22 protein-coding genes are annotated in these 22283 nt (G+C 58.2%); 12 read left to right on the top strand and 10 right to left on the bottom strand.

Annotated elements, in window-relative coordinates; translation table 11 throughout:
• Window positions 1-132: 132 nt before the first annotated feature.
• Both ACIPQ1_RS03185 and tssI read left to right on the top strand, forming a co-directional pair.
• Complete coding sequence (locus ACIPQ1_RS03185) at window positions 133-1236, top strand: polyamine ABC transporter substrate-binding protein (RefSeq protein ID WP_446533581.1); 1104 nt, start codon at window positions 133-135, stop codon at window positions 1234-1236.
• A gap of 88 nt (window positions 1237-1324) precedes the next feature.
• Entirely contained in the window at window positions 1325-2635 is a 1311-nt protein-coding gene (tssI, locus tag ACIPQ1_RS03190) for a type VI secretion system tip protein TssI/VgrG (RefSeq protein WP_446533582.1), read from the top strand.
• Window positions 2636-2728: 93 nt separating this feature from the next.
• Here the strand turns inward: tssI and ACIPQ1_RS03195 are convergent, their stop codons facing one another.
• Window positions 2729-3526, bottom strand: a complete 798-nt coding sequence (locus tag ACIPQ1_RS03195; protein WP_411387304.1) for an alpha/beta fold hydrolase — start codon at window positions 3524-3526, stop codon at window positions 2729-2731.
• 226 nt (window positions 3527-3752) lie between these two features.
• Here ACIPQ1_RS03195 and ACIPQ1_RS03200 point away from each other — a divergent pair, with 226 nt between their 5' ends.
• Complete coding sequence (locus tag ACIPQ1_RS03200; protein ID WP_411387305.1) at window positions 3753-4787, top strand: aldo/keto reductase; 1035 nt, start codon at window positions 3753-3755, stop codon at window positions 4785-4787.
• A 239-nt stretch (window positions 4788-5026) separates the two neighbouring features.
• The gene (locus ACIPQ1_RS03205) at window positions 5027-5506 is read left to right on the top strand and encodes a MerR family transcriptional regulator (protein WP_446533583.1); all 480 of its coding nucleotides are present in this window, start codon (window positions 5027-5029) and stop codon (window positions 5504-5506) included.
• 15 nt (window positions 5507-5521) lie between these two features.
• On the opposite strand, the gene ACIPQ1_RS03210 is transcribed toward ACIPQ1_RS03205, so the two are convergent.
• The gene (locus ACIPQ1_RS03210; RefSeq protein ID WP_446533584.1) at window positions 5522-6526 is read right to left on the bottom strand and encodes an acetoacetate decarboxylase (ADC); all 1005 of its coding nucleotides are present in this window, start codon (window positions 6524-6526) and stop codon (window positions 5522-5524) included.
• 206 nt (window positions 6527-6732) lie between these two features.
• Here ACIPQ1_RS03210 and ACIPQ1_RS03215 point away from each other — a divergent pair, with 206 nt between their 5' ends.
• From ACIPQ1_RS03215 to ACIPQ1_RS03235, 5 genes are all read left to right on the top strand, one after another.
• Window positions 6733-7977, top strand: coding sequence for an NADH:flavin oxidoreductase/NADH oxidase family protein (locus tag ACIPQ1_RS03215; RefSeq protein ID WP_446533585.1), 1245 nt, complete (start codon window positions 6733-6735; stop codon window positions 7975-7977).
• A 77-nt stretch (window positions 7978-8054) separates the two neighbouring features.
• Window positions 8055-8570, top strand: a complete 516-nt coding sequence (locus ACIPQ1_RS03220; RefSeq protein ID WP_250961509.1) for a sigma-70 family RNA polymerase sigma factor — start codon at window positions 8055-8057, stop codon at window positions 8568-8570.
• Window positions 8557-9537, top strand: coding sequence for a FecR domain-containing protein (locus tag ACIPQ1_RS03225; protein ID WP_411387306.1), 981 nt, complete (start codon window positions 8557-8559; stop codon window positions 9535-9537). Before ACIPQ1_RS03220 ends, ACIPQ1_RS03225 begins: the two co-directional genes overlap by 14 nt.
• A 118-nt stretch (window positions 9538-9655) precedes the next feature.
• On the top strand, window positions 9656-12046 hold the full coding sequence (locus ACIPQ1_RS03230) for a TonB-dependent siderophore receptor (RefSeq protein WP_446533586.1): 2391 nt from the start codon (window positions 9656-9658) through the stop codon (window positions 12044-12046).
• Between the two features lie 143 nt (window positions 12047-12189).
• Window positions 12190-12726, top strand: a complete 537-nt coding sequence (locus ACIPQ1_RS03235; RefSeq protein WP_446533587.1) for a dihydrofolate reductase family protein — start codon at window positions 12190-12192, stop codon at window positions 12724-12726.
• A 9-nt stretch (window positions 12727-12735) separates the two neighbouring features.
• Here the strand turns inward: ACIPQ1_RS03235 and ACIPQ1_RS03240 are convergent, their stop codons facing one another.
• The 3 genes from ACIPQ1_RS03240 to ACIPQ1_RS03250 all read right to left on the bottom strand — a co-directional run bounded on the left by ACIPQ1_RS03240 (window position 12736) and on the right by ACIPQ1_RS03250 (window position 15504).
• Entirely contained in the window at window positions 12736-14502 is a 1767-nt protein-coding gene (locus ACIPQ1_RS03240) for a S8/S53 family peptidase (RefSeq protein ID WP_446533588.1), read from the bottom strand.
• 98 nt (window positions 14503-14600) lie between these two features.
• Complete coding sequence (locus tag ACIPQ1_RS03245; RefSeq protein WP_446533589.1) at window positions 14601-15167, bottom strand: DUF6630 family protein; 567 nt, start codon at window positions 15165-15167, stop codon at window positions 14601-14603.
• A 43-nt stretch (window positions 15168-15210) separates the two neighbouring features.
• Complete coding sequence (locus ACIPQ1_RS03250; RefSeq protein ID WP_250961366.1) at window positions 15211-15504, bottom strand: hypothetical protein; 294 nt, start codon at window positions 15502-15504, stop codon at window positions 15211-15213.
• Window positions 15505-15730: 226 nt separating this feature from the next.
• Between ACIPQ1_RS03250 and ACIPQ1_RS03255 the strand changes: the two genes are divergently transcribed.
• The gene (locus ACIPQ1_RS03255) at window positions 15731-16402 is read left to right on the top strand and encodes a DUF998 domain-containing protein (protein WP_446533590.1); all 672 of its coding nucleotides are present in this window, start codon (window positions 15731-15733) and stop codon (window positions 16400-16402) included.
• Window positions 16403-16408: 6 nt separating this feature from the next.
• On the opposite strand, the gene ACIPQ1_RS03260 is transcribed toward ACIPQ1_RS03255, so the two are convergent.
• The 3 genes from ACIPQ1_RS03260 to ACIPQ1_RS03270 form a co-directional block, all read right to left on the bottom strand.
• Window positions 16409-16570, bottom strand: coding sequence for a DUF2986 domain-containing protein (locus ACIPQ1_RS03260; protein ID WP_434702344.1), 162 nt, complete (start codon window positions 16568-16570; stop codon window positions 16409-16411).
• A gap of 179 nt (window positions 16571-16749) precedes the next feature.
• The gene (locus ACIPQ1_RS03265) at window positions 16750-18063 is read right to left on the bottom strand and encodes an FAD-binding oxidoreductase (protein WP_446533591.1); all 1314 of its coding nucleotides are present in this window, start codon (window positions 18061-18063) and stop codon (window positions 16750-16752) included.
• Window positions 18060-18779, bottom strand: a complete 720-nt coding sequence (locus tag ACIPQ1_RS03270; RefSeq protein WP_446533592.1) for a YebB family permuted papain-like enzyme — start codon at window positions 18777-18779, stop codon at window positions 18060-18062. The genes ACIPQ1_RS03265 and ACIPQ1_RS03270 overlap by 4 nt, the downstream gene beginning before the upstream one ends.
• Before the next feature lie 164 nt (window positions 18780-18943).
• Between ACIPQ1_RS03270 and ACIPQ1_RS03275 the strand changes: the two genes are divergently transcribed.
• On the top strand, window positions 18944-19678 hold the full coding sequence (locus ACIPQ1_RS03275; protein ID WP_446533593.1) for a helix-turn-helix domain-containing protein: 735 nt from the start codon (window positions 18944-18946) through the stop codon (window positions 19676-19678).
• Window positions 19679-19707: 29 nt separating this feature from the next.
• Here ACIPQ1_RS03275 and ACIPQ1_RS03280 read toward each other — a convergent pair whose 3' ends face one another.
• Both ACIPQ1_RS03280 and ACIPQ1_RS03285 read right to left on the bottom strand, forming a co-directional pair.
• Window positions 19708-20736, bottom strand: a complete 1029-nt coding sequence (locus tag ACIPQ1_RS03280) for an alpha/beta hydrolase (RefSeq protein WP_411387313.1) — start codon at window positions 20734-20736, stop codon at window positions 19708-19710.
• A 24-nt stretch (window positions 20737-20760) separates the two neighbouring features.
• Window positions 20761-21243, bottom strand: a complete 483-nt coding sequence (locus ACIPQ1_RS03285) for a cyclophilin-like fold protein (protein WP_411387314.1) — start codon at window positions 21241-21243, stop codon at window positions 20761-20763.
• Between the two features lie 89 nt (window positions 21244-21332).
• Here ACIPQ1_RS03285 and ACIPQ1_RS03290 point away from each other — a divergent pair, with 89 nt between their 5' ends.
• Window positions 21333-22229, top strand: coding sequence for a LysR family transcriptional regulator (locus ACIPQ1_RS03290; protein WP_411387315.1), 897 nt, complete (start codon window positions 21333-21335; stop codon window positions 22227-22229).
• Window positions 22230-22283: the final 54 nt, after the last annotated feature.

The raw sequence follows: 22283 nt of genomic DNA on the forward strand, positions 1-22283 counted from the left end.
ACCCCTTTAGGGTTAGGGCGTCGCAGGTCTAAGGTAAGTATTCGTAGGTATTTACTATTCGGTGGCAGCCGGTATATTCGCTGCCAGGTTTACGATAGCCATGAGGGCATGTCGTCTTGACAAGGATGTTGCATGAGAAAGTCACATTTGCGAACCCTTTTTTCGGCCTCGCTTCTCTGTGTCGGGATAAGCACATCCGTGGCGGCTGCAGAGCCCGGGATGTATCTCTATAACTGGTTCGGGTTGCTGGCGCCGGAGACACCAAAGGAGTTTGAGCGGGAAACTGGCACGCGAATGCACATGGATGCGTTCGACAGCGCTGAGATCATGCAGAGCAAGGTCATGGCCGGGCGCACCGGGTATGACGTGGTGGTGGCGACCTCCAATGTGTTGCCCGGCCTGATCCAGGCGGGCGTCCTTCAGCCTCTGAATCGTGATCAGCTGAGTAACTTTTCACATATTGACCCTGACATCCTCGCTCAGCTCGCAGTCAATGATCCAGGTAACCGCTATGCCGTGCCTTATTTGTGGGGCACCACTGGCATTGGTTATGACGTGGACAAGGTCAAAGCGGCATTGGGCAATGATGCGCCGGTCAATAGCTGGGATCTGATCTTCAAAGAAGAAAACATCAGCAAACTCCAGTCGTGTGGAGTGGCAATGCTCGACTCTCCCAGTGAGATCATCTCGATTGCCTTGAATTACCTTGGACTCCCTAGCAACAGCAAGAACCCGGATGATTACCAGAAAGCCCAAGCCTTGCTGTTGAAAATCCGCCCCTACGTCCTTTATTTCGATTCGTCCAGAATCGACGCCGACCTGGCAGACGGCAATATCTGTGCTGTTGTGGGGTGGGCCAATGGTGCCCTGGCGGCACAGGCCATCAACGAAAAGGCTAACACCGGACGCAAGATCTCCTACAGTCTTCCTCGCGAAGGCGCGCTGTCCTGGTCAGAGAATCTGGTGCTGCTGAAAGATGCGCCCCATCCCAAGGAAGGCATGGCGTTCATCAACTATATGTTGCGACCAGAAATTATCGCCAAGACCTCAAATCACACGCTGTACCCTAACGCAAACAAAGATGCCGCTGAGTTTGTCGAGCAGAAGTTGCGAGACAACCCTTGGATCTATCCAGACAAAAAGACGGTCGCGACACTTATTCCCCTTGAGCCACTGCCATTGAAACTGGAGCGAATCCGCACGCGGATATGGACCAAAGTGAAGAGTGGTGTGTGACCTGACTTGATTGTCGCCTGTTGCTCGTTGCGTGCCTCGGTTATAGACGGGCGTCGGACGAGCAGCAGGTTTAAAAAGAGAACAGCGGATGTTCAACCCAGCCAATCAAACGCGCTTCAGTTTGACCATCGACGGTTTTGCCCACGACTTTCAAGTGCTCGCCTTCACGGGAGAAGAGGCGCTCAGCAGGCCTTACCTGTTCAGCGTGGATTTTGTCAGCGAACGGTCTGACCTGGCGCTTGAAAGCCTCTTCGATCGAGAGGCTTTCCTGGCCTTGGACGCGAAGGGCAACGGCATTCATGGACGGGTCTATCACATCGTTCAAAGCGCCCATGGTCAGCACTTGATGCGCTACAGCCTGGCACTCGTCCCGCAGTTGTCCTACTTGCGTCACCGCATCAACCGGCGGATCTATCAACAGTTCTCGGTACCGAAAATCGTGGCCTTGATATTGGAAGAACACGGTGTTGTGGGCGACGCTTATCGGTTTCATCTGGGGGCGACTTACCCAGAGCGTGAATACTGTACTCAGTACAACGAAACGGACTTGCACTTTGTTCAGCGCTTGTGTGAAGAAGAGGGTATCCACTTTCACTTCCAACACAGTGCTCAAGGCCATGTGCTGGTCTTTGGTGACGATCAGGCGGTTTTCCCCAGGATTGGACAGCCCACTGCTTATGGACAAGCGCGCGACAGGGTGGCCAACGAGCCACTGATCAAGCGCATCAACCTGCATCTGGGACAGCTCACCCGTCGTATCTCGCAACAACCGTTGGACATTGAGACAGATGACAGGCTGGAGCGTTTCACCGGTCATGAGCACGGCAAGCAGATACGTCTTCGGACCATGGAACGCCGCCACGCGGCTTATCGACAAGCCGAAGGGCAGAGTGACCAGACTCGGTTAGTCAGCGGCCAAGTACTGGACATCTCAGGCCATCCGCGCCAGGAGTGGAACACCTCATGGCTACTGACCCAGGTCGTCCACGAAGGCCGGCAACCACAGGTAATGAGTGAGCACGTCGCCAGTGGCAACACGGGAAACGAAGATGACTTCCATCAGGGTTACCGCAACCGCTTTATCGTGCTTCCATGGAATGTGTCCTATCGTCCGCCGTTGGCTCACAAGAAACCGCAGGTACTACGCAACCAGACCGCTGTAGTCATTGCCCTGGAGGACGAAGAAATCCAGGGTGATCGGCGCTTCGCAAGGATCAAGGTCGAGTTCCCCTGGGATCGTGAAGATCGATTTGACGACAAAAGTCGTTGTTGGCTGAAGAGGGCGTCCGATTGGCGTTGTGAGATGGGGCCGCCCCGGACGGGCATGGAAGTCGTGGTTGCATTTCTTGAGAATGATCCTGATCAGCCGGTGATCAGCGGTTGTTTGTGTTGTCGTTAAGGACATCCAAAAAACTATGTCTTGAGCCGTTGCGGACAATCCAGGCCAGGGGCCCGATGATGTCCGCACGCAGCCTGATTTACGCCATTCAGGTCAACCGGTGTGGCGTTTCAGGAAACCCTCGATAACAGTTGCGAAATAAGGCGGGCACTCCTGCATCGGGTAATGACCGCAGTTCGAGATAACATGCAGTTCTGCGTTCGGATGCCACGCTAGAAAGGTTCTGGCCATAGCCGCGGCATCAAGTCCGGGGTCCTTGTCACCGACAATAATCAAATACGGTGTTTCAAGGCCTCGAATGTCATCGACGAAATTTGCCGTGACCATCATTTCGAGGTACCTCGCCCGGCAGGCAGGTGAGACTGTGTCGCGGCTTTGTTGGACCTTGAGATCAACCCACCCATCGGAGAGACCTCCAGTCACGAATTTGAACAGCCGCCGAAGGGCCTCGTCGTCTTCTGCCGTGCTGGCAAAGAACGCCAGCGCTTCTGGGCCCAACCGATTGCCAGCGGCAGAAACGGGGCACACTGCTATCGCGCTTGCGACGCGAGACGGGGCATCCGCAGCGATACGTTGCGTGATCATCCCGGTCATTGAATGGCCGACTACGTGGAAGCGCGTCCAACCGAGCTGGTCGGCGAGCATGAGGCAATCGGAGGAAATCTCCTCTACCGTAAATTCGCCCGCCAATTCAATGGATTGTCCGTAGCCACGCACATCAACGAAAACATAGGTAAACGCGCGACCGTCAAGACAGGGCATGACGGCATCGTAGCTGGAGTGGTCGCCCAGCCAGTCATGCATGACCAGTACGTGAATGGGGCCATTGCCGTACCGCACATACCCTAAGGTGGCGTCAGCTCCGAAACTGATTTCAACGGGGGCTTTCATTTCATGGTTCCTTTGTGGTTGGGGGAACCAAAACGAAAACGCCCTCCCGGCGAACCGGGAGGGCGTTTTGAAAGAGAGGCAACCCTATCAATCTCTTGAGTCAGGTTCAATAGGCGAGCCAATCCATCACAGCAAGCCCGCAATAACCCGTCTAGACTCCATGCGCACTCATTCACTCTCAACCCAGCGCAGGTCGCCGAAGCCTCTTGCCCTGAAGGAGTCCGTCATGCGCTATCGCATTTTCGGCAATACCGGCTTGCGGGTCTCTTCCCTCGCGCTGGGCACTGGCAACTTTGGTAAAGGCTGGGGCTACGGGGCCGACTTGGACGAGGCCCGTAGAATCTACGACGGTTACCGGGAAGCAGGGGGCAATTTCATCGATACGGCCGATCAATATCAATTTGGCCAATCGGAATCCATGCTCGGCGATTTCATGGCGACCGAGCGTGATGAAGTGGTTCTGGCGACCAAGTTCTCGCTGGGTGATTCACCCGGTGCCGGCGTCCTGCGCTCCGGCAACAGCCGCAAAGCCATGCGCAGCTCGGTGGAGGCCAGCCTCAAGCGCCTCAAGACGGATCACATTGATCTTTTGTGGGTGCACATGCCTGATGGCGTAACGCCTATCGACGAAATTGTGCGGGGGCTGGATGACCTGATCCGCTCTGGCAAAGTGCTCTATAGCGGACTGTCGAACTTCCCGGCTTGGCGCGTGGCAACGGCCGCCACCCTGGCGGAGCTTCGTGGTTGGTCGGCGATATCGGCGGTGCAATTGGAGCACAGCCTGGTGGAGCGCTCGGCTGAACGCGAACTCCTGCCGATGGCCGCTGCCTTCAATCTGGGAGCCGTCGGATGGTCACCGCTCGGCGGTGGTTTGCTGACCGGTAAATACCGCAAAGGGGAAACCGGTCGTGCGCAGGGTTTGGGGGCGGTGATCCACGATGAGGACAGCGAGCGCAAGACCTCGACGGTGGATGCGGTGTTAGCGATCGCCGAAGAGACCGGCCACACGCCGGGCCAGATCGCAATCGCCTGGGTGCTGGCCAAGGGAACACTCCCGATCATCGGTCCACGCACGCCGGAGCAGATGGCCGATAACCTGGCGTCAGTCGAAGTTCAGCTGACGGCGGATCAACTGGCACAGCTGGACGCTGCCAGCGCCATGCCCCTTGGGTTCCCACACGATAAGGTGGCTGCTTCAGCGCCTTCGCTTGCTGGCGGCAAGGCAGACCTCATTGATGCAATGAACCGGGTTGTGCGATGAATCGGGTTTCCAGGCAGTCCGCCCATTTGCCCGCAAACCGGTAGAGGGGCATGCTGGGTCGCGATCGCGGTGGGGCCGCTTGCATCAATGTTGAATGTACCGACGCCATCGCGAGCAAGCTCGCTCCCACAGTTGATTGGGGGGCCGACTGAGCAATACGTCGCATCAGCTGCTTGACCTTGAAGTTGGCTTTAAGCTTAACGTGGGCTTCAAGGGCAACGGATTTTTCAGGGGGCGTTATGAGAATAGGCGAACTGGCGAAAATCAGCGGGTTGGCGCCGTCACGCATCCGGTTCTACGAAGCCAGCGGCCTGATCAAGTCCGCCGGGCGCAAAGCCAATGGCTATCGGGATTACGCACCTGATACCGAGTGGGTTCTGGAGCTCATCACCGGCGCACAGGCGGCCGGTTTCTCATTGGAGGAAATTCGCCAATTGATGCCGATGAATGCCAGCGGCTGGCAGCACGATGAGCTGCTCAGTGGACTTAAGCAAAAGGTTGAGGAGATCGGCGTACTGCAGCAACGGCTGGCCCAGAACAAGGCGCAACTTCTGCTCGTCATCAAGGGCATCGAGGGTAAGCCCGAAGGCATGGCGTGTGCGGACAACGCGCAATTGCTGATCAATCGACTGCGCGAAGAAGGCGTTGTCCATCCTGCCGGCAAGCGTGCGACAACGTCCTCCAAGCGAAAAAATGCCCGTCAGGCTTCCGAGGCCTGAAGGGCGCAAAAGTTGTCAGCGTTCGCCGATCAGGCTGGCGAGTGGCTTCGGCGCATAGAGCGCGCTCTGGAACTCAGGTACGTATTCATACTTCATCATTTTCCCCAGCTTCAAGGCGCGGATGTAGTTCGAGAGGCTGCCGTCGCCTAGCGTGAGCGTGGCCGTATCCGCGTCTCGGCTGGAGCCATGGCTGAGCTGGCGGGAAATCGCATACCCATAGGCCGGTTGGCCCTGATGATCGAGATTGGTGAAGCTGCTGGTGACGATATCGACATCGCGCGAGAGGTCGTCGAGTTTCTTCACTTTGAAGGACACGTCCACTTTTCCAGTCTGGCTGTCGGTGATGTCATAGACCACTGATTGGGCATCCTCTTTGCGGTCGATTCCGGTCAGCCATTTCGGCAGGTTGTAACCGACGACACCGCGTACCCGTGCAAGCTCTGTATTGACCGGCAGCTTGAGCACGTAGCCCCAGAAGTCGCCGGACATCGACTGGCCAATCAGCGTGAACGGACCCAGGTTGGCATTGCCCGGTTTGCTGGTGATGATCGACAGGGCGACTTCGTTATAGGCGTCGTTATCGCAGTGCTCATAGGTGTACGCCGTGAACGCGATCAAGCCACGGCCTGGCCAGACCTGCAGGGGTTGCACCGCTGCCAATACTTCCGGCGGCATCAGCGCCCGGAGTGCGTCCAGATCGGCCGTATAGACCGCCGTGACGCGACTGTTCTGGTAGTAAAAGTTTGGCGAGTACGACTCAAAGCCAATATCGACCTTGTGCTTCTCCAAGCTTTTGAACCAACTCAAATCAACGCCCGGTATTTCTGCTGCAATGACCGACAACGGCGGGTTGGAGCGAAAACGGTCGTACAGGCCACCCTTGACGACAGGCACCGGATGGCCCGCGATATCGATGGTGGTGGTGTCGGTCGGGCGGGTCGTTTCAGGCGGCCCCGCCAACGCAGCGTTGGCAAAAGTGTTGAACAGCAATCCTGTTAAAACGGCGCTTGTGAGTTTCAATCGGTCTTTCTCCGGGAGGGGACTTCGAGGGTTCAGCGTCATGCCGCTCAGTGCATGCTCACCTTGAACCGCGCTTTAAGGTCAACCCCCCGCAAGCAAGGCAAGGCGCACGTCATCGAACCCGTCAAAAGTAAGCAAAAAAAGCGATTGACCTTAAAGTCGACTTCAATCTTAAGGTGGCCTCATACCCAGCTGAGGACCGCTCCATGAATGTATTCGACACCTTGATGCTTCCCAACGGTTCGACCATCAAGAACCGAATCGCCAAAGCCGCCATGGAAGAAAACATGGCGGACGCCGACCAGGCGCCCTCCGAGGAACTGATGCGTCTTTACCAGGCGTGGGCCGACGGCGGCGCCGGCCTGCTCATCACCGGCAACGTGATGGTCGACGGCCGCGCCATGACCGGACCGGGTGGGGTGGTGTTGCAGGATGATCGGCCGCTGGACAAGTTCAAGCACTGGGCGCGTATTGGCCGATCCGGCGGTGCGCAGTTCTGGTTGCAGATCAATCACCCAGGTCGGCAGATGCAGGCCAACCTTGGGCAAAAAACCTGGGCGCCGTCGGCCGTGCCGCTGGCGCTGGGCAACATGTCCAAGCGTTTCGCCACGCCTCACGCCATGACCCCAGGGGTGATCGAAGAGGTCATCCAGCGCTTTGCGAACACCGCACGCCTGGGCGAACAAGCCGGATTCACCGGCGTGGAAATCCACGCCGCCCATGGTTATTTGTTGAGTCAGTTCCTTTCGCCGCTGACCAATCAAAGGACGGACGAGTGGGGCGGCTCTCTGGAAAACCGGGCGCGGCTGTTGCTCGACATCGTCAAGGCAGTCAGGGCTGTGGTTTCGGCGGAATTCGCAGTAGCGGTCAAACTCAATTCCGCCGATTTCCAGCGCGGTGGGTTCACGGCCGATGACGCCAAAAGGGTGGTCGGGCTGCTCAACGACCTGGGCGTGGACCTTGTGGAATTATCTGGCGGCAGTTATGAAGTCCCCGCCATGCAGGGTGAGGCGCGTGATGGGCGCACCTTGGCCCGCGAGGCCTATTTCCTCGAGTTTGCCTGCGAGATCCAGACCGTCGCCAAAATGCCCGTGATGGTCACCGGTGGCATACGTCGACGTCCGGTGGCCGAAAGCGTCGTGCAAAGCGGTGTGGACATGGTGGGCATCGGAACGGCGTTGGCCATCGATCCTTATCTGCCGCGTGACTGGCTACAGGGCAAAGACAACGCCCCGCAATTGCCGCCGATCACTTGGAAAAACAAGACCCTTACGGCCTTGGCGAACATGGCGGTCGTGAAGTTTCAATTGCACAAACTGAGTCGGGCTAAAAAGCCCGACCCGAGCGTGTCGCCGTTGCGCGCGCTGATCCTGCAACAGCTCGCCCTGGCATTTCGCACCCGCCAGTATCGAGGTTGGGTGGAGAAGCGTTCGCCCAGAAGCGGACACTGAGCGCCACGTATTTGCCTAAGGCCTATCGCCTGAGTAGAATGCGATTAATTATCAATCATGTACTTGCCGGGATTCCGATGCGCAGCGATGAAACACTAGGTACTGCAGATCTAGGGCTGCTCTATCGAACCCATCACTCGTGGTTATACGGCTGGCTAATCCGACGCATTGGATGTCGCGATAACGCAGCAGATTTGGCGCAGGACACCTTCGTACGCCTGCTCAAGTCCCGTCAGTCCAGCCCCTTGCGCGAACCCCGCGCCTATTTGAGTAGTATCGCCCGCGGACTGATGATTGATCAGTATCGTCGTCGCGAACTCGAACGTGCCTACTTGGAAAGCATCGCGTTGCTACCTCAACACGAGGTGCCCTCGGAAGAAAGCCGGCTGATGATTCTTGATGCGCTCGAGCGCATAGACCGCATGCTCGGTATGCTCAAACCGAGAGTTCGCCAGGCATTTTTATTGGCCCGACTCGACGGTCTGACGTGCGCGCAAATAGCCGAAAAGCAGGGTGTTTCCCGCGCGACGGTGGAACGCGACCTGGCCACGGCCCTGCAACACTGCTATCGCTTGCGTTATGTCGAGTCGTGAGCCGCAGGCGCTGGATCCGGCCATTGTCGAGCAGGCGATCCAATGGCTGGTGCGCCTTCGCTTCAATCAAGCCGATGAACAGACACAGCGCACTTTTGAGCACTGGCTCCGGCAGCGCCCGGAGCATGTGTTGGCGTGGCAGCGTGTGGAAACGCTTGGGGATGAATTCGCCGGCGTGCCCGCTCAACTGGCGCGACAAACCCTTAATGGCACCCATGATGGGATGCGGCGGCGCGAAAGCCTGAAGCTACTGGGCCTATTGGCGACTGTCAGCACGGCAGCCTGGCTCGGTCGGGACTACACACCCGTACCCGCGATGCTTGCGCAGCAACACAGCAACACCGGCGAGCAACGACGCTTCCAACTCGATGATGGCAGCCTTATCCAGCTCAATAGTGATAGTGCCGTCGACAGCGATTTCGACGCCCAGCGACGCCTGATCATCCTGCGACGGGGTGAAATCATCGTGAATGTCGGTGCGGATCAACACTCGCCTCGAGCGAGACCGTTCTGGGTGCAATCCCGTGACGGAATCATGCGCGCCCAGAGTTCCCGCTTTCTGGCACGCGAGCTTGGCGATGGCACTCTGGTCGCGGCTCAGGAAGGATCAGTCACGGTTTTCCCTGGCTCCAGTCAAACGCCTGCGAGCCGTAGCGTCCAGGCAGGCAATCAGTTGCTGTTCACATCAAGTGGCGCCCGAACGTTCAAAGGCAATGGCCTTGATCTATGGAGCTGGGGTGACGGGGTGATCAGTGCAAGCAATATGCGCCTCAATGATTTCATCGTGGAGCTGTCGCGTTATCGCCCCGGGGTACTGCGCTGCGCCGAAGAGATCGCGGATCGTCGCGTTTCCGGCACCTTCCAGCTCGCCGACAACGATCAGGTCCTGGCATTGATCGCGCAATCACTGCGCTTGCACATTGATTATCGGACCCGCTATTGGGTGACCGTGACCGCTGCCACCTGAGCCCATCGGAACTTTGCGCTACCTGAAAAAGAATGAGGTGCTTTCTCATTCTCGTTCGACCTCTAAGGAAGGCCGGAATACAGGCCAGTCTGCCGATGTCCTTTCTTGGAGCGAGAAAATGAGTTCGTCCCCGGTTTCACAGCGCCGTCCATTAAATCGTGCCTTGCACGGTGCGATTTTGGGTTTGATCGTGAGCAGCTACGCATTGCCATCGCTGGCGCAAACCTCGAACGCTGACCACAGCAATCAAGTCAAGCAGTGGAACATCGCTGCCGGCCCACTGGCGCCGGCGCTTGACCGTTTTGCGCGGGAGGCTGGCATCAGTCTTTCCTTCGACGCGTCGAGTGTCGTGAACCGCACCACTGCTGGCGTGAATGGCACGCTCGATACATCGACAGCGCTGTCATCGTTGCTGCAGGGGAGCGAATTGCAAATCGAACAGCAAGGCCCGAATGCCTATCTACTGTCCCCTCGACCAAAGCCCGCCGGCCCGCTGGAGCTCGGCGCAACGGACGTCGAGGACTACCGCCTTGCACCCCTCATCATCAACGCCAAGGTCAGGGTCAGTGCCGACGACGACGCCAACTCGGTGGTCGCCCAGGAGCTCTGGGTTGGCGGCAAGGTGGCAACCAGCATTCTCAATACACCGGCATCGGTGTCGGTGGTGACCAACAAGGAAATGGAGCAACGCAGCGTCAGCACCACGGAAGAGGCGCTGCAATACACGCCGGGCGTGGTCAGTGACTTCTATGGTACGGATGACCGCAACGACTATTTCCAGATCCGGGGCTTCCAGGCCACCACCTACCGTGACGGCTTGACCCTGAGTTCGATGCGCGGCGTACGCGAAGATCCATTCGCCTATGAGCGCATCGAGATTTTGCGTGGCGCCAACTCCACGCTGTTTGGCCCCGCGGACCCGGGTGGCTCGGTGAACTTCGTGACCAAACAACCGCGCTTCGAGCAGTTTGGCCAAGGCTATGTGACCTACGGGTCGTTTGACCATGTCGAGACAGGCATCGATGTGGGGGATGCGCTGAACGACGAGAAAACCTTGGCTGGCCGCTTTACTGCCAAAGGCCAGAACAGCGACCGCGAGTACGATCACTCACAGGACGACAACCGGTTGGTGATGGGTGGCCTCACCTGGGCACCCACGGATTACACGTCAGCCACCGTGATTCTGGACTATCTGAAAACTGAAAGTTCGCCCAACAGTGGCGGCTATCCGCTGGACAAGGAATACGACCGCAGCAAGTTCTATGGTGAGCCCAGCTACAACTTCCACGATGTCGAGCGCACCAGCCTCAGCGGTAACGTCACCCATGACTTCGACAACGGCTTTGTACTGCGCAGCAATCTGCGCTACAGCAAATTGACCGATGATTTTGGCTACGTTTACCTCAGCGACAGCGCCGCACGTGTCGGTACTACCGTTGACCGGTATCTGTTTGGAACGGACAGTGAGGCCGACCAGTTCAACGGCAATCTGATGCTGCAATACGATGCCCGCTTCGAGAACATCGACAGCAGCAGCCTGGTGGGCGTGGAGTATCTCGATTCGACCACCAAGGAAAGCTCGGTCTACGCCCTGACCACCCCGATTGACATTGCAAATCCCGTGTTTACTGGCGTTCCACGCTCAATCACGCCGTATGCCGTCAACAAGCGAGACGCGACCACCAAGGCTGTGTTTCTTCAGCAGAACCTATCGTTCTACGAGCGTTTCATCGTCACCGCGGGTATGCGCAACGACTCGATGGACCTTACCAGCAAAGGCTTGATATCCACGGAGAAAGACAACTTCTCCGAAACCTCCTACCGAGGTGCATTGACCTATATCGTCAACGATGAGGTGTCCACCTATGTGAGCATGGTGGAATCCGTCTCGCCGCCTCAGGTTGGCGTAACACCGCAGACGGGCACGCAGTACGAAGTGGGCGTGAAGTATGCGCCGATGGGGATGGACGCACTGTTCTCCGCAGCCGTTTATGACCTGACCCAGGAAAACGTCACCATCGCCGTGGTGCTGCCGAGCGGCATCATTGAGCAACAGACGGTGGGCGAATCGCGGGCCCGTGGCCTCGACCTGGAGGCCAAGGCGCAGGTGACGCAGAACCTCAGCCTGATTGGTGGCTACTCCTATATGGTGTCCGAGGTACTGCGCGGTTCGTTGTACGACGGCAGCTCCCTGAAGGGTAACGAGTTCTCCACGGCACCCAAGCATTCCGCTTCGCTCTGGAGTTATTACGACGTGCCCGGCACGGATGTCAGCGTTGGCTTGGGGGCGCGCTACGTCGGCTCTTATTACTTCGATGCAGCCAACTCCGGCAAAAGCGATGGCACCACGCTGTTCGACGCCGCCTTCAACTACGAGATCGCCAAGGGCACCGACCTTGCGGTGAACGTCAGCAACCTGCTGGATGAGCAGCACGTGGTCGGTTCCGGCACAGCGAACTTCTACAACCCGGGGCGCGAGATTACCGCCAAAGTCAGTTACAACTGGTAGGCAGGCGTGTAAGCCCAATGCTGTTCACTTAAGGCAATCGACAAACCCGTGGCGAGGGAGCTTGCTCCCGCTGGGCCGCGAAGCGGCCCCAAAACCTGCCAAGTGCGGCGTATCAGACACACACCACAACAAAGGAGCCTCAAATGCCTACCGCTCACGTCTTCATCGCCACCAGCCTGGATGGTTTCATTTCTCGGCCCGACGGTGACATCGACTGGCTCTTGCAACGCGACGACCCATCCGAGGACCACGGCTATCAAGACTTCATCACCGACAAGGATGTCATCGTGATGGGGCGCGGGAGCTATGAAAAGGTACGGACCTTCGACACCTGGTTCTACGACCGGCCCGTGGTGGTGCTGTCCAAACAGTTGGCCGATTCGCCGGTGCCCGAGGCGTTGAAGAATAAGCTGCGTTTCTCCAACCTGGCACCCAAGGCGTTGATGACGGAGCTGGCAAGCCAAGGCGTGCAGCGCGTCTATGTGGATGGCGGGCGGGTGGTGCAGTCGTTCCTGCGCGAGGGCTTGGTGACCGATATGGTGATTACCACCGTTCCGGTGTTGATTGGCTCGGGGCGGCCGTTGTTTGGCGGGCTTGGGCAGGATGTGGATTTGAAACTCGTATCCAGCCGCAGCTTTGCGTCGGGCTTGGTGCAATCCACTTACCGATTGGCCCCATGACTCGTCGGTTCAACGCACACGATCACGGCTTTGCGCCGCCAAATCCAGGGCCTTTTGCATGTCCAGCCGTGCCGAGCGGCCGACGTCCTTGTCGTTGAGTTGGTAGCGGCGTTCCGACGGCAGGATGGGCGCGGTGAGGTCTTCGCCGTCCATCTGTTCGAAGTCGTGGTTTTCGCCGATGGTCATGGCGCTGCGGCGTAATAGCATGCGCAATTGCTCGGGTTGCAGTTGCGGGTTGATGGACAGCATCGCCGCCAGCAAGCCCGCGACCATGGGCGTGGCGTAGGACGTGCCGCAATGCGCGGCGCTGTCTTGGCCGGCGCTGGTCGTCGAGGCGTGGGCGCAAGCGGCGGCGGTGATGTCGACGCGCATGTCGATGTTCGAGGAGCTGCGCTTGACCGCATAGGCCGGGTCGTCGACGGCAATGCCAGCGTGCTCGCTGCGCTGGTGCCCGCCGACCACCAGCAATTGCTCGGTGATGAAGGAGGAGGGCAGGCGATATTCGTCGCTGCCCGAGAAGGAAGAACCATTGCCGGCGGAGTTCACCACGATCACGTCAGGATGCGCCTTGCGCAGCCAAAGGAAAAACTCTTCCAGCAGTTCTTCGTAGCCGCCCATGGCGAGGCCCGAGCGCAGCAGCGAGTCGACGTCATCGCCCTTGATGTCTTTGGCGCCGACGCGGTGGATGCCCCAGCTCCAATTGAGCACACGCACGCCGTCTTCCACGAGGTTGACCGAGGCGGCGATGTTGGCGGTGATGCCGGCATCGGAGTTACGTTCGACAATGACCTCGAAGCCACCGCTGGCCTTGTCCAGCCCACGGAGAAAACCGGTGTTGCCGCTGTCATCCCAACGTGCGGCGAGGATGCCGGCGACGGTCGTGCCGTGGTTGTCCGGTTTGTCTGCATCGCGGGCGTAGACGCAAGTGCGCGGCGGCGAGCAGGCGCCGAGGTCGTCCGCGAAATCCGTCGTGTCGAAGTCCACATCCCGCTCGATCAGGCCAATGCGCACCGGTTGCGGCTGGATGGGTGGCTGACGCCCGGGGATTCGCCGCTGGTAATAGTTCACTGCGTCGAGAAAGCGATTCGCGGCCCATTCGTCGGAGTCCAGGGCGGGTTTTTTCGGTTCTTCAGGATGGGCTGGGGCCTGCTCGGTTTCTTCGGCGGAGGACTCCTCAATCACCACGGCATCCACGCTGGTCTCGCTGCCCAGGCGTAGCACCAGTGCATCGCGCTGCACCAGGTCCTTGGCGGGCAAGCGAAGTTGGTACAGGTTCAGCGGCGCGATGCTGCCGACCACCTTCGCGCCGTACTTGTGGGCCAGGCGCTCGGCTTCCTGGCGGCCATCGCGGTCTTCCTCGATCAGCACGCTGACCAGGTCGACGTAGGTGGTCAGGCCGTCCATGTTCTTTGCCACTGCGTCCGGCCCGGCGGCCAGCACGTGACTGTTGCGCAAGGTCAGCCAGGCGGCATTGCTGGTGCGTGAGCCGTCTTCCAGCCAGAGCGGGCCGCTTTGGTAATCGGCGGCGTCCAGGCGCACGCGCAGGTGGTTCCCTTCACGCTGGAACGCGTCTGCGGGTATCGCCTTTGCTCCCAACTTCAGTTGCGGCGTTGCATCACCCAGCCCGCGCGCTGTCAGGCACCAGTCCTGGTGCTGGCTTTGCAGCAGGTCGCCGCAACGTTTCAGGCTTTCCAGGCGCAGCGGTTCCGGCGCAGCGGTCGCCGTGCCGGTAGCCAAGGTGAACAGTGCAGCGAGAGCAGTGGATCGTAGGAGCATGGGGCCAGGCTTCTTTGCCGAGGGTCTTGTTGCTCCGACTGTGATGCGGCTTGCTTCGTTCAGCGGGATAACGAGATTCAGCGAATACCCATTCCGGTTCAAAAGCTCTCGAGGCGCACTGCAACACCTGCTTGCCGTGCGAGTTCAATCATGGCTGCGACCTGGTCGGTATCGGCAATGAACCCGACATATTCGTCGCCACCAGCGTCCAGGTGCAGGTAGCGTTTGTCGAACGCCATGAGCCATCGGTCGAAATTGGCCAGCGTCTCCGACATCGGCAGCGTGCCCTCATAGCGGTAGGGGTAAGTTTCTTTTACCCCGCTGGCGCTGACCAGATAGGGCACCAGATACTCGAAACCATCAAAGCCTTTCCAGTCGACGCCTAGCAACGCCAAGTGTTCGAGCTTCTGGCCTCTGTCTGCATCCAGCAAGCCTTCCACCAGCGCGGTGGCCGGTTCCTGGCCCGAACCGTAAATGCGCAGCACGCGCCTGACCAGCCTGGCACCTTCGGCGTCTGGTATACGGGCCAGTAGGGCTTGGGTAAACGCCTTCAGTTCGGCGCGATAAGGATGCAGCTCCCGCATGATCGCCGCGTCGCTGAGAGTCGTTTCCTCTGGTGGCGGCAGGGTAAAGCGGCCGCCGAACAAGCGATCAAGAATGCCCATTTTCTTTCCGTTCCTTGGGTTGTCGATCTTCTCCAGTCTACTGTTATACGTATCCCACATGAACGCGATACCGGATATCCCGATCAAAAGGGTCCTCCGGGTTTTCGTAGGCTTCTAGTGTTTCCAAGAAGCCCATTCGCTCAAGGCTCACCAGATCTTCGAGGGTCCAATCAAACGGTAAGTCGCTGGAAAAGCTTTCGCCCTGGTGTTCAATCCAATGAGAAACCGGGAAGGGCAGGTAACCGAGCCACTCTGATCGATAGGTGATCTCGTCAGATTCGCCACCGATCACCATGGTGCGGATCTTGTTCTTGATGATTGTTTGGCGTTCATCCATGGTGTTTCGATCCCGATTAATGATTGACTGCGTATTCTGTGTAGAATCCGTTTTCTCCAGAATTCAAAGGATTGAGCCTGCAATCACTTGCCATGTCCGGTACGTTATTGACCCTTCGCAGTTTCCTGCACCCGGTTCTTGATTGAGCGGTTGGACGCTTGGATCAATGCAATATTGATCATCACATCACATCACATCACATCACAACGACAAGGAATGTCATCTCATGAAAACCATCGATCGTGCTTTGCTAGGCTTCGGAATACTGATTCCGTTCTGGCTGCTTTTGGGTGTCGCACTGACTGCGCAAAGCTATCCAGGCTACAGCCATCTGGATCAAGCCATGAGCCAACTAGGCGCTGTTGGAGCACCAACCCACGGCTTCTCTGCCTGGGTGAACAACTTTCCGCTGGGTGTGATGTTCGTGCTTTTCGCAACAGGCGTGGCGAGACGGTTCAAGGCATCGTGGATGGCCTTGCTGAGTGCGGCACTGATTTTTGTCCATGGCTTGGCAAGTTTCGCAGCCGGCTATTTTTCCTGTGACCAAGGTTGTGCGCCGATTGAACCGTCGATCTCGCAACAGAGCCACAACCTTGCGGGGCTGGTGATGTTCATCTCGCTTACCCTGGCAGGGGCGCTGTGGGCGTTCCTTGGCAAGTCGTTGCTTTTGTCGTCCAGGTTCGCCATGTTCTCTGCGATCTGCGTAATCCTCGCCATCGTAACGGTGATGCTGATGGCGACGGCAATGGCCGACGGGCACTTGTTTGGCCTGTACCAGCGGCTCAACTACGGGGTTTCGGTGGTCTGGGTTGCGACGTTGGCCGCCGTTGCCCTACAGGATGCCAGAGATAAGCCGCGAGGCGCGGCGGTTCGGGCGCAGGGCTTCAGGGGGCAATGACGTGGCTCAGCCTTCCGGGGAAATAATGGGGGCGTCACTGGCTTCAGCCTCCAATTTCAATCGGTCGGCTTTGCTGATGTATTGATTCTTGTTTTTGGGCGCCAGCTTGGCACTGGCTTTCTTGGCGTTAGCCTTTAACAACTGGTTTATTTTCTTGCGGCGATTCATGTTGTTCTGCTCGGCGTGTCGATGTTTGGATGGTATCAGCTTTGCGTTTTCTCAGGATTTTTCCTGACGTTGGCAACGGGCTTCACGCGACGCTCGACAATGATCGAGTCATCCGGGATCTCCAAGCGGATTGCTGTTTCCGCGGTGCGCATTTCAGTGGACTGGCCCCGTCGTCCGCGCTATCCCACGTAATACTTATCCCAAAGCTTGTTCCGGAATCGCTTCTGCGGATCGAACCGCGCCTTGAGTGCGAACAGCCGTTGCGCGCCGGGATAGGCACGCGTGAACTGTTGTCGAGTCGCATGCAGCTGATAAGGCAGGTAATAGGTGCCCCCAAACGCCAGCGCAAGTTCGATCAGTTCGCGCGTCCATACGCCGACCTTTTCGCGGTCGGCCACGCCAACGTATTGCCAGTAATAAAGTACGAATGAAAAGACTTCCTCCCGGGCCCAGGACAGACACGAGTTAGGCGCGGGTGGCGCGTGGCGGATGGAGATGTTTACGGCATCGACATCATGGGCCTTCAGTAGATCGGCCATCTTCATTACAAACGCGTTGAGGTGAGCTACCGGTACGAAATATTCCTGCAAGGCGTAGGTGCTGTTTCGGGTAGCAATCGGTCCGAGGGAGGCGACGTCCCTGCTGGCCTCGTAGTTGCGGCGTACCACCGGGTGGCTGAGGTAGCGCAATGGATCGACCACATCCTTGCGAATCAACGGGCCGCCGGGAAGTCTGGCCACGCCCCACATGATGGTCTGATCGAGCGTGTACGATTGCCCCGGTGCGACCAGCCGTTCCTCGACGGTCAGTGCTTTTTTCGTGGTGCTCCAGGTGATGGCGGTGGCTTGGTCAAAGTGGGGCGGCGCCAGATCGGCATTGTGCAGGATCGCCTGGTCGTTTCCGCGGATCTGGTCATTGAAGAACTGGGGGTAATCGGCAACCGGCATGTGGTGGACCTGGCGTTCCATCGTGACGTTTGTTGCCAGGTCCAGTTCGATCTCGGTAATGACCCCTACCGCGCCATAACCACCGATGGCCGCGTGAAACAGATCGGTATTCACGGTGCGGGACGCTTCCATGACTGAACCGTCGGCGAGCACCAGTTGCAGGGCGCGTACCGAGTTGCTCATCGGCCCGGCGCCGACGTAACGCCCATGAGCATTGACTGACAGCGCACCGCCGACGGTGAAGTTGGCATAGCTCTGCATGATTTTCACCGACAGATCGTCCGGGTCGATGACGGTCTGGAGGTCGCGCCAGCGCATCCCTGATTGCACGCGTATGACCTTGTTCTCAGGCGAATAGTGGATGACCTGATTGAACTGACGCATATCGAGGTGCAGGCTGTCTTCGCTGGCAATCTGTCCGCCCATGCTATAGCGGCCACCCCCGATGCTTACAGGGCCTGTCCACTGGGCAAGCGCCTGGCGGATCTCATCGGCGGTGCGCGGAGCCAGCAGACGATTCACCCAGACTGGGTTGAGCAGTGTCACGTCGTTAACCAGGACGCCCGAAGAGGCTGCCCAGCACGACCAGGGGGACAGCACGCCGAAGGCAATCCCGGCCGTGCCAGCCTGAAGCAGGCTGCGCCGGGTGAGGCAGGGCAACGATCTTGAAGGGGGAAGCGCTTGCACATCGTTGGCCATGCGGTGTCACTCAGTTGGGAATCGAAAATGACCCGCACGTCCGGACTTCGAAGCAGACTGGCCGGTGTGACGGTACGACGTTGCCAAGGAATTCGGCCGAAATACCACAGCCGCCAGAACGCCAGGTTCGGATTGGCATTATCTTGCAGCAAGGTCGCGAACGTCTCCACTTCACCGAGCTGAACATTAGTTGCTTCATCGATGACCTCACGAACGAAACGAGAGCAGAACTGGCGCCGCGAGCTTATATTGAAGCCCGTGTCATAGAGCGTACCCAGCCGATGATCCGCGGCGTTCTGAAGTGCCGCGCGTTGCGTGTCGGTGAGAGGTCGCGTGAGCCTCGCCACTGTGCAGCATTCATGCTCGGAGCGCTTGAGAAATCGGCTGAGCGAGGTGGTGCGCGAAAACGGAAACGTGCTTTCCGCAATCACCGGTTCATCGCCGCGGTTGTCGACCACCACGCCCACATGATTCGTCCACGAATTCGTCGCGTTGGCGACCTCCAGGAAGGGCCGCGCGGTGACCCGGATGAACACCATATCGCCAATCTGCAGGTCGTCCATGGAGGGCGCGCCTGATGTTGGAGAATTGTGTGCTGCGTTTTTGCTGAACATGCTGACCTCTCGGCTTTTTTAAGTTTCAAGCATGGGGAGAGGGTGGCGGAATTCGCAACTTATTCGTGGGTAATTCGCTAAGCTGATACCAACAGTATCGGATATCAATACTTATGACCCAGATTGCCCAACTCATCGCCACTTTGAAACAGCATCTCAAGGCCGCTGGCATGACCTATCGCGATGTTGCTCTAGCGCTCGACCTGTCGGAGCCCAGCGTAAAGCGTCTGCTGGCCAGTGGTCGCTTGACGGTCGAACGCCTCGCACAGTTTTGTGAGTTGCTGGGCCTGACGATGGCGGAATTGCTTCAAGAGGCAGAGCGGTCGACCCCACGTCTGCAAATGCTGACACGGGAACAGGAAGCGCAACTGGTCTCAAACGAAAAGCTGTTGCTGGTGGCGGTGTGTGCGCTGAATCACTGGTCGCTGGAAGACATCGTGTCCGCCTACTGCGTGTCAAAAGCCGAGTGCATCAAGCATTTGTTGGTGTTGGAACGGATGGGCCTGGCGGACCTGAAACCGGGAAATCGCATCAGGTTGCTGGTCGCGCGGGATTTCGATTGGCTGCCGGACGGTCCTATCCGAGGGTTCTTCCTGCGGCAGGGTTTGCCGGATTTCATGGCGAGCCGATTCGACGTCCCCGATGAAACCCTGCACTTTTCCCATGGCATGTTGACGAAGTCTGCTTACGCCCAGTTGCAAGTCGACATCCACAAGTTGCGCAGCAAACTGGCGGCGCTTCACAACGAGTCGTTGACCGCGCCGCTGTCCGAAAAACGTGGGACTGCGCTGTTGCTGGCGATGCGAGTTTGGGAGCCGCAGGCGTTCAGGAAGCTTAAGCGGGGGTAGATCGATAGGTCTCTCGACTGGGCCAGATATTACTTCAGATTGCTCTGGAAGAAGGTTGTCAGCTTATCGAACGGAATGAGGTCGACCCGATCATAAAGATCGACATGGCCAGCTCCGGGAATGATGACCAGTTCCTTGGGCTGACCGGCGAGCTTATACGCTTGCTCGCTGAATTCCCGGGAGTGCGCATCGGCCCCTGCGATGAACAACATCGGATGCGGTGAAATGGTCTCGATGTCATTGAGCGGGTAGAAGTTCATGAACTTGATATTGCTGGTCAGCGTCGGGTGCGTGGTCAGGTCTTTCGACGAGCCGGATGGCGTGACCTCGCCGCGGGGGGTGCGGTAGAAGTCATAGAATTCACGTTGGATGGGATGAGTGTTGGCGTCCAACTGGTGCACCGTACCGCTGGTGTAGAGCGTTTCACCGCCGGCAAACTCGACGTTACGCTGCTGGGTGGCTTGGGCGATGATCGCCCGGCGCTGTTCGAGCGTTTGGGAATGCTTCAACCCGTTGCGATTGACGCCACCCATGTCGTACATGCTCACCGTAGCGATGGCTTTCATGCGCGGGTCGATCTTGGCTGCGCTGATCACGAAGCTGCCACTGCCACAGATGCCGATCGCGCCAATCCGCTCCTTGTCGACGAAAGGCTGGGCGCTGAGAAAGTCCACCGCGGCGCTGAAGTCCTCGGCATAGATATCTGGCGAGACGGCATTACGCGGCCGCCCCTCGCTTTCGCCCCAGAACGACAAGTCTAGGGAAAGGGTCACGAAGCCTTTTTCCGCCATTTTCGTGGCATAGAGGTTGGCGCTCTGCTCCTTGACCGCACCCATCGGGTGGCCGACGACAATCGCCGGGCTTCTGGTCTTGCCATTGAGTTTTTTCGGAATAAACAGGTTCCCTGCCACGTTCATTTGATATTGGTTCTTGAAGTTGACCTTCTGGACGGTCACGTCATCGCTGGTATAAAAGTTATTTGCGCCGTTGGACATGTCGGCTCCTATGGCTGAAAGAGACGTGACGAAAAGCGTTAATAAAACGAGCATTTTTTTCATGGATGGACCTGTCGATGCGGGTTATCAATCGTGGGTAAACGTCACTTGCACTGATCCCGGGCCCAGGGCTTGGGCGAGACTTGAGGTGTCGTTGATATGGCCTAGGCGCGTGTATGCGTAGGCTGAATCGAAGTCCTTGTAGAAAACGACCAGGGTGTCCGTGTCGTACAGCATCACGTCGCCGTTGCGGATCGTTCCCGGCCTGCTCGCTTTGGCAGGTAGCGTTTGGGGGAGAGTGGCGTATTTCTCGTTGCGATTGAGGTCGCTCATCTCCAGCGTCAGCGGCAATAACCCGACAAGCGCCTGGGCGGCAGCGCTGTCGGTCAAGGTGATGGTGAAGCGTTGTTCACCGACGGTCATCCACATAGCCGTTTTCTCCGTTGTGGAAGATGCCGACGCGGCACCGTTGATCGTTGAGTAGCTGCCAAGCACAAGCATCACCAGCAGCAAGAAACGCCGGGTTGACCTCATCGCGGTTGTCCATCGGTTCTTGTTCATGGGGTTCATGGTGACCGGTGGGCAGCGGTACGACTAGCTAATGAATGCTTAACGAGGCTATAAGCAAGGCTAATCAATCCGCCAAAAGTGCTTTCGCCATGGTCAAAAGAAATCTCAACGATCTGCTGTCTTTCGTCACGGTGGCGAGGGAGGGCAGCTTCACCCGGGCTGCCGGCGCATTGGGCGTCACCCAGTCGGCGCTGAGCCAGTCGATCACTGGCCTGGAAGCACGCCTGCAAATCCGCTTGCTTACGCGGACCACCCGCAGCGTTTCGCCGACCGTCGCGGGCGAACGCCTGCTGAACGCCATCGGAAATCGTTTCGATGAGATCGAAGCCGAACTGGCGATGCTCACGGAAATGCGCGACAAGCCCGCCGGGATTGTCCGCATTACGTGCGGCGACCATGTCTTGCGTACCACCTTGCTGCCGAAACTGACCGGGTTGCTGCACGACTACCCGGACATCAACGTGGAATTTGACGTCAGCTACGGATTTCGTGACATCGTCGCGGACCGTTTCGATGCGGGGGTACGCTTGGGCGACACCATCGACAAGGACATGGTGGCAGTGCCGATAGGCCCTGCATTGCGAATGGCTGCAGTGGCGTCGCCTGGATACTTTGCCACTCGCACCGTCCCCAAAAGTCCCCGCGATCTGCTCGGCCATCGTTGTATCAACCAGCGCATGCCGACCTCAGGCGGGCTTTACGTCTGGGATTTCGAGCGGCGCGGCAAGCAGGCCAACGTTCGGGTAGCTGGGCAGCTCATCTTCAACACCTCGACTCACATCGTCGAGGCCGCATTGGCGGGATTGGGAGTTGCGTACTTGCCCGAAGAGGAATTCGAACCGCATCTCCAGGCGGGCCGACTGGTTCGCGTCCTGGAGGACTGGTGCCCGCCGTTTCCAGGCTACTATTTGTACTATCCTAGCCGACGGCAGCCTTCGCCTGCGTTTACCCTAGTAGCCAATGCGCTGCGCAATGCCGATTTTTGACCTGATGAGTTCTTTCAGGGCAAACACGAGCACGCATGTTTTTTACGATTATGT

The sequence above is a fragment of the Pseudomonas sp. LARHCG127 genome, assembly GCF_052871455.1.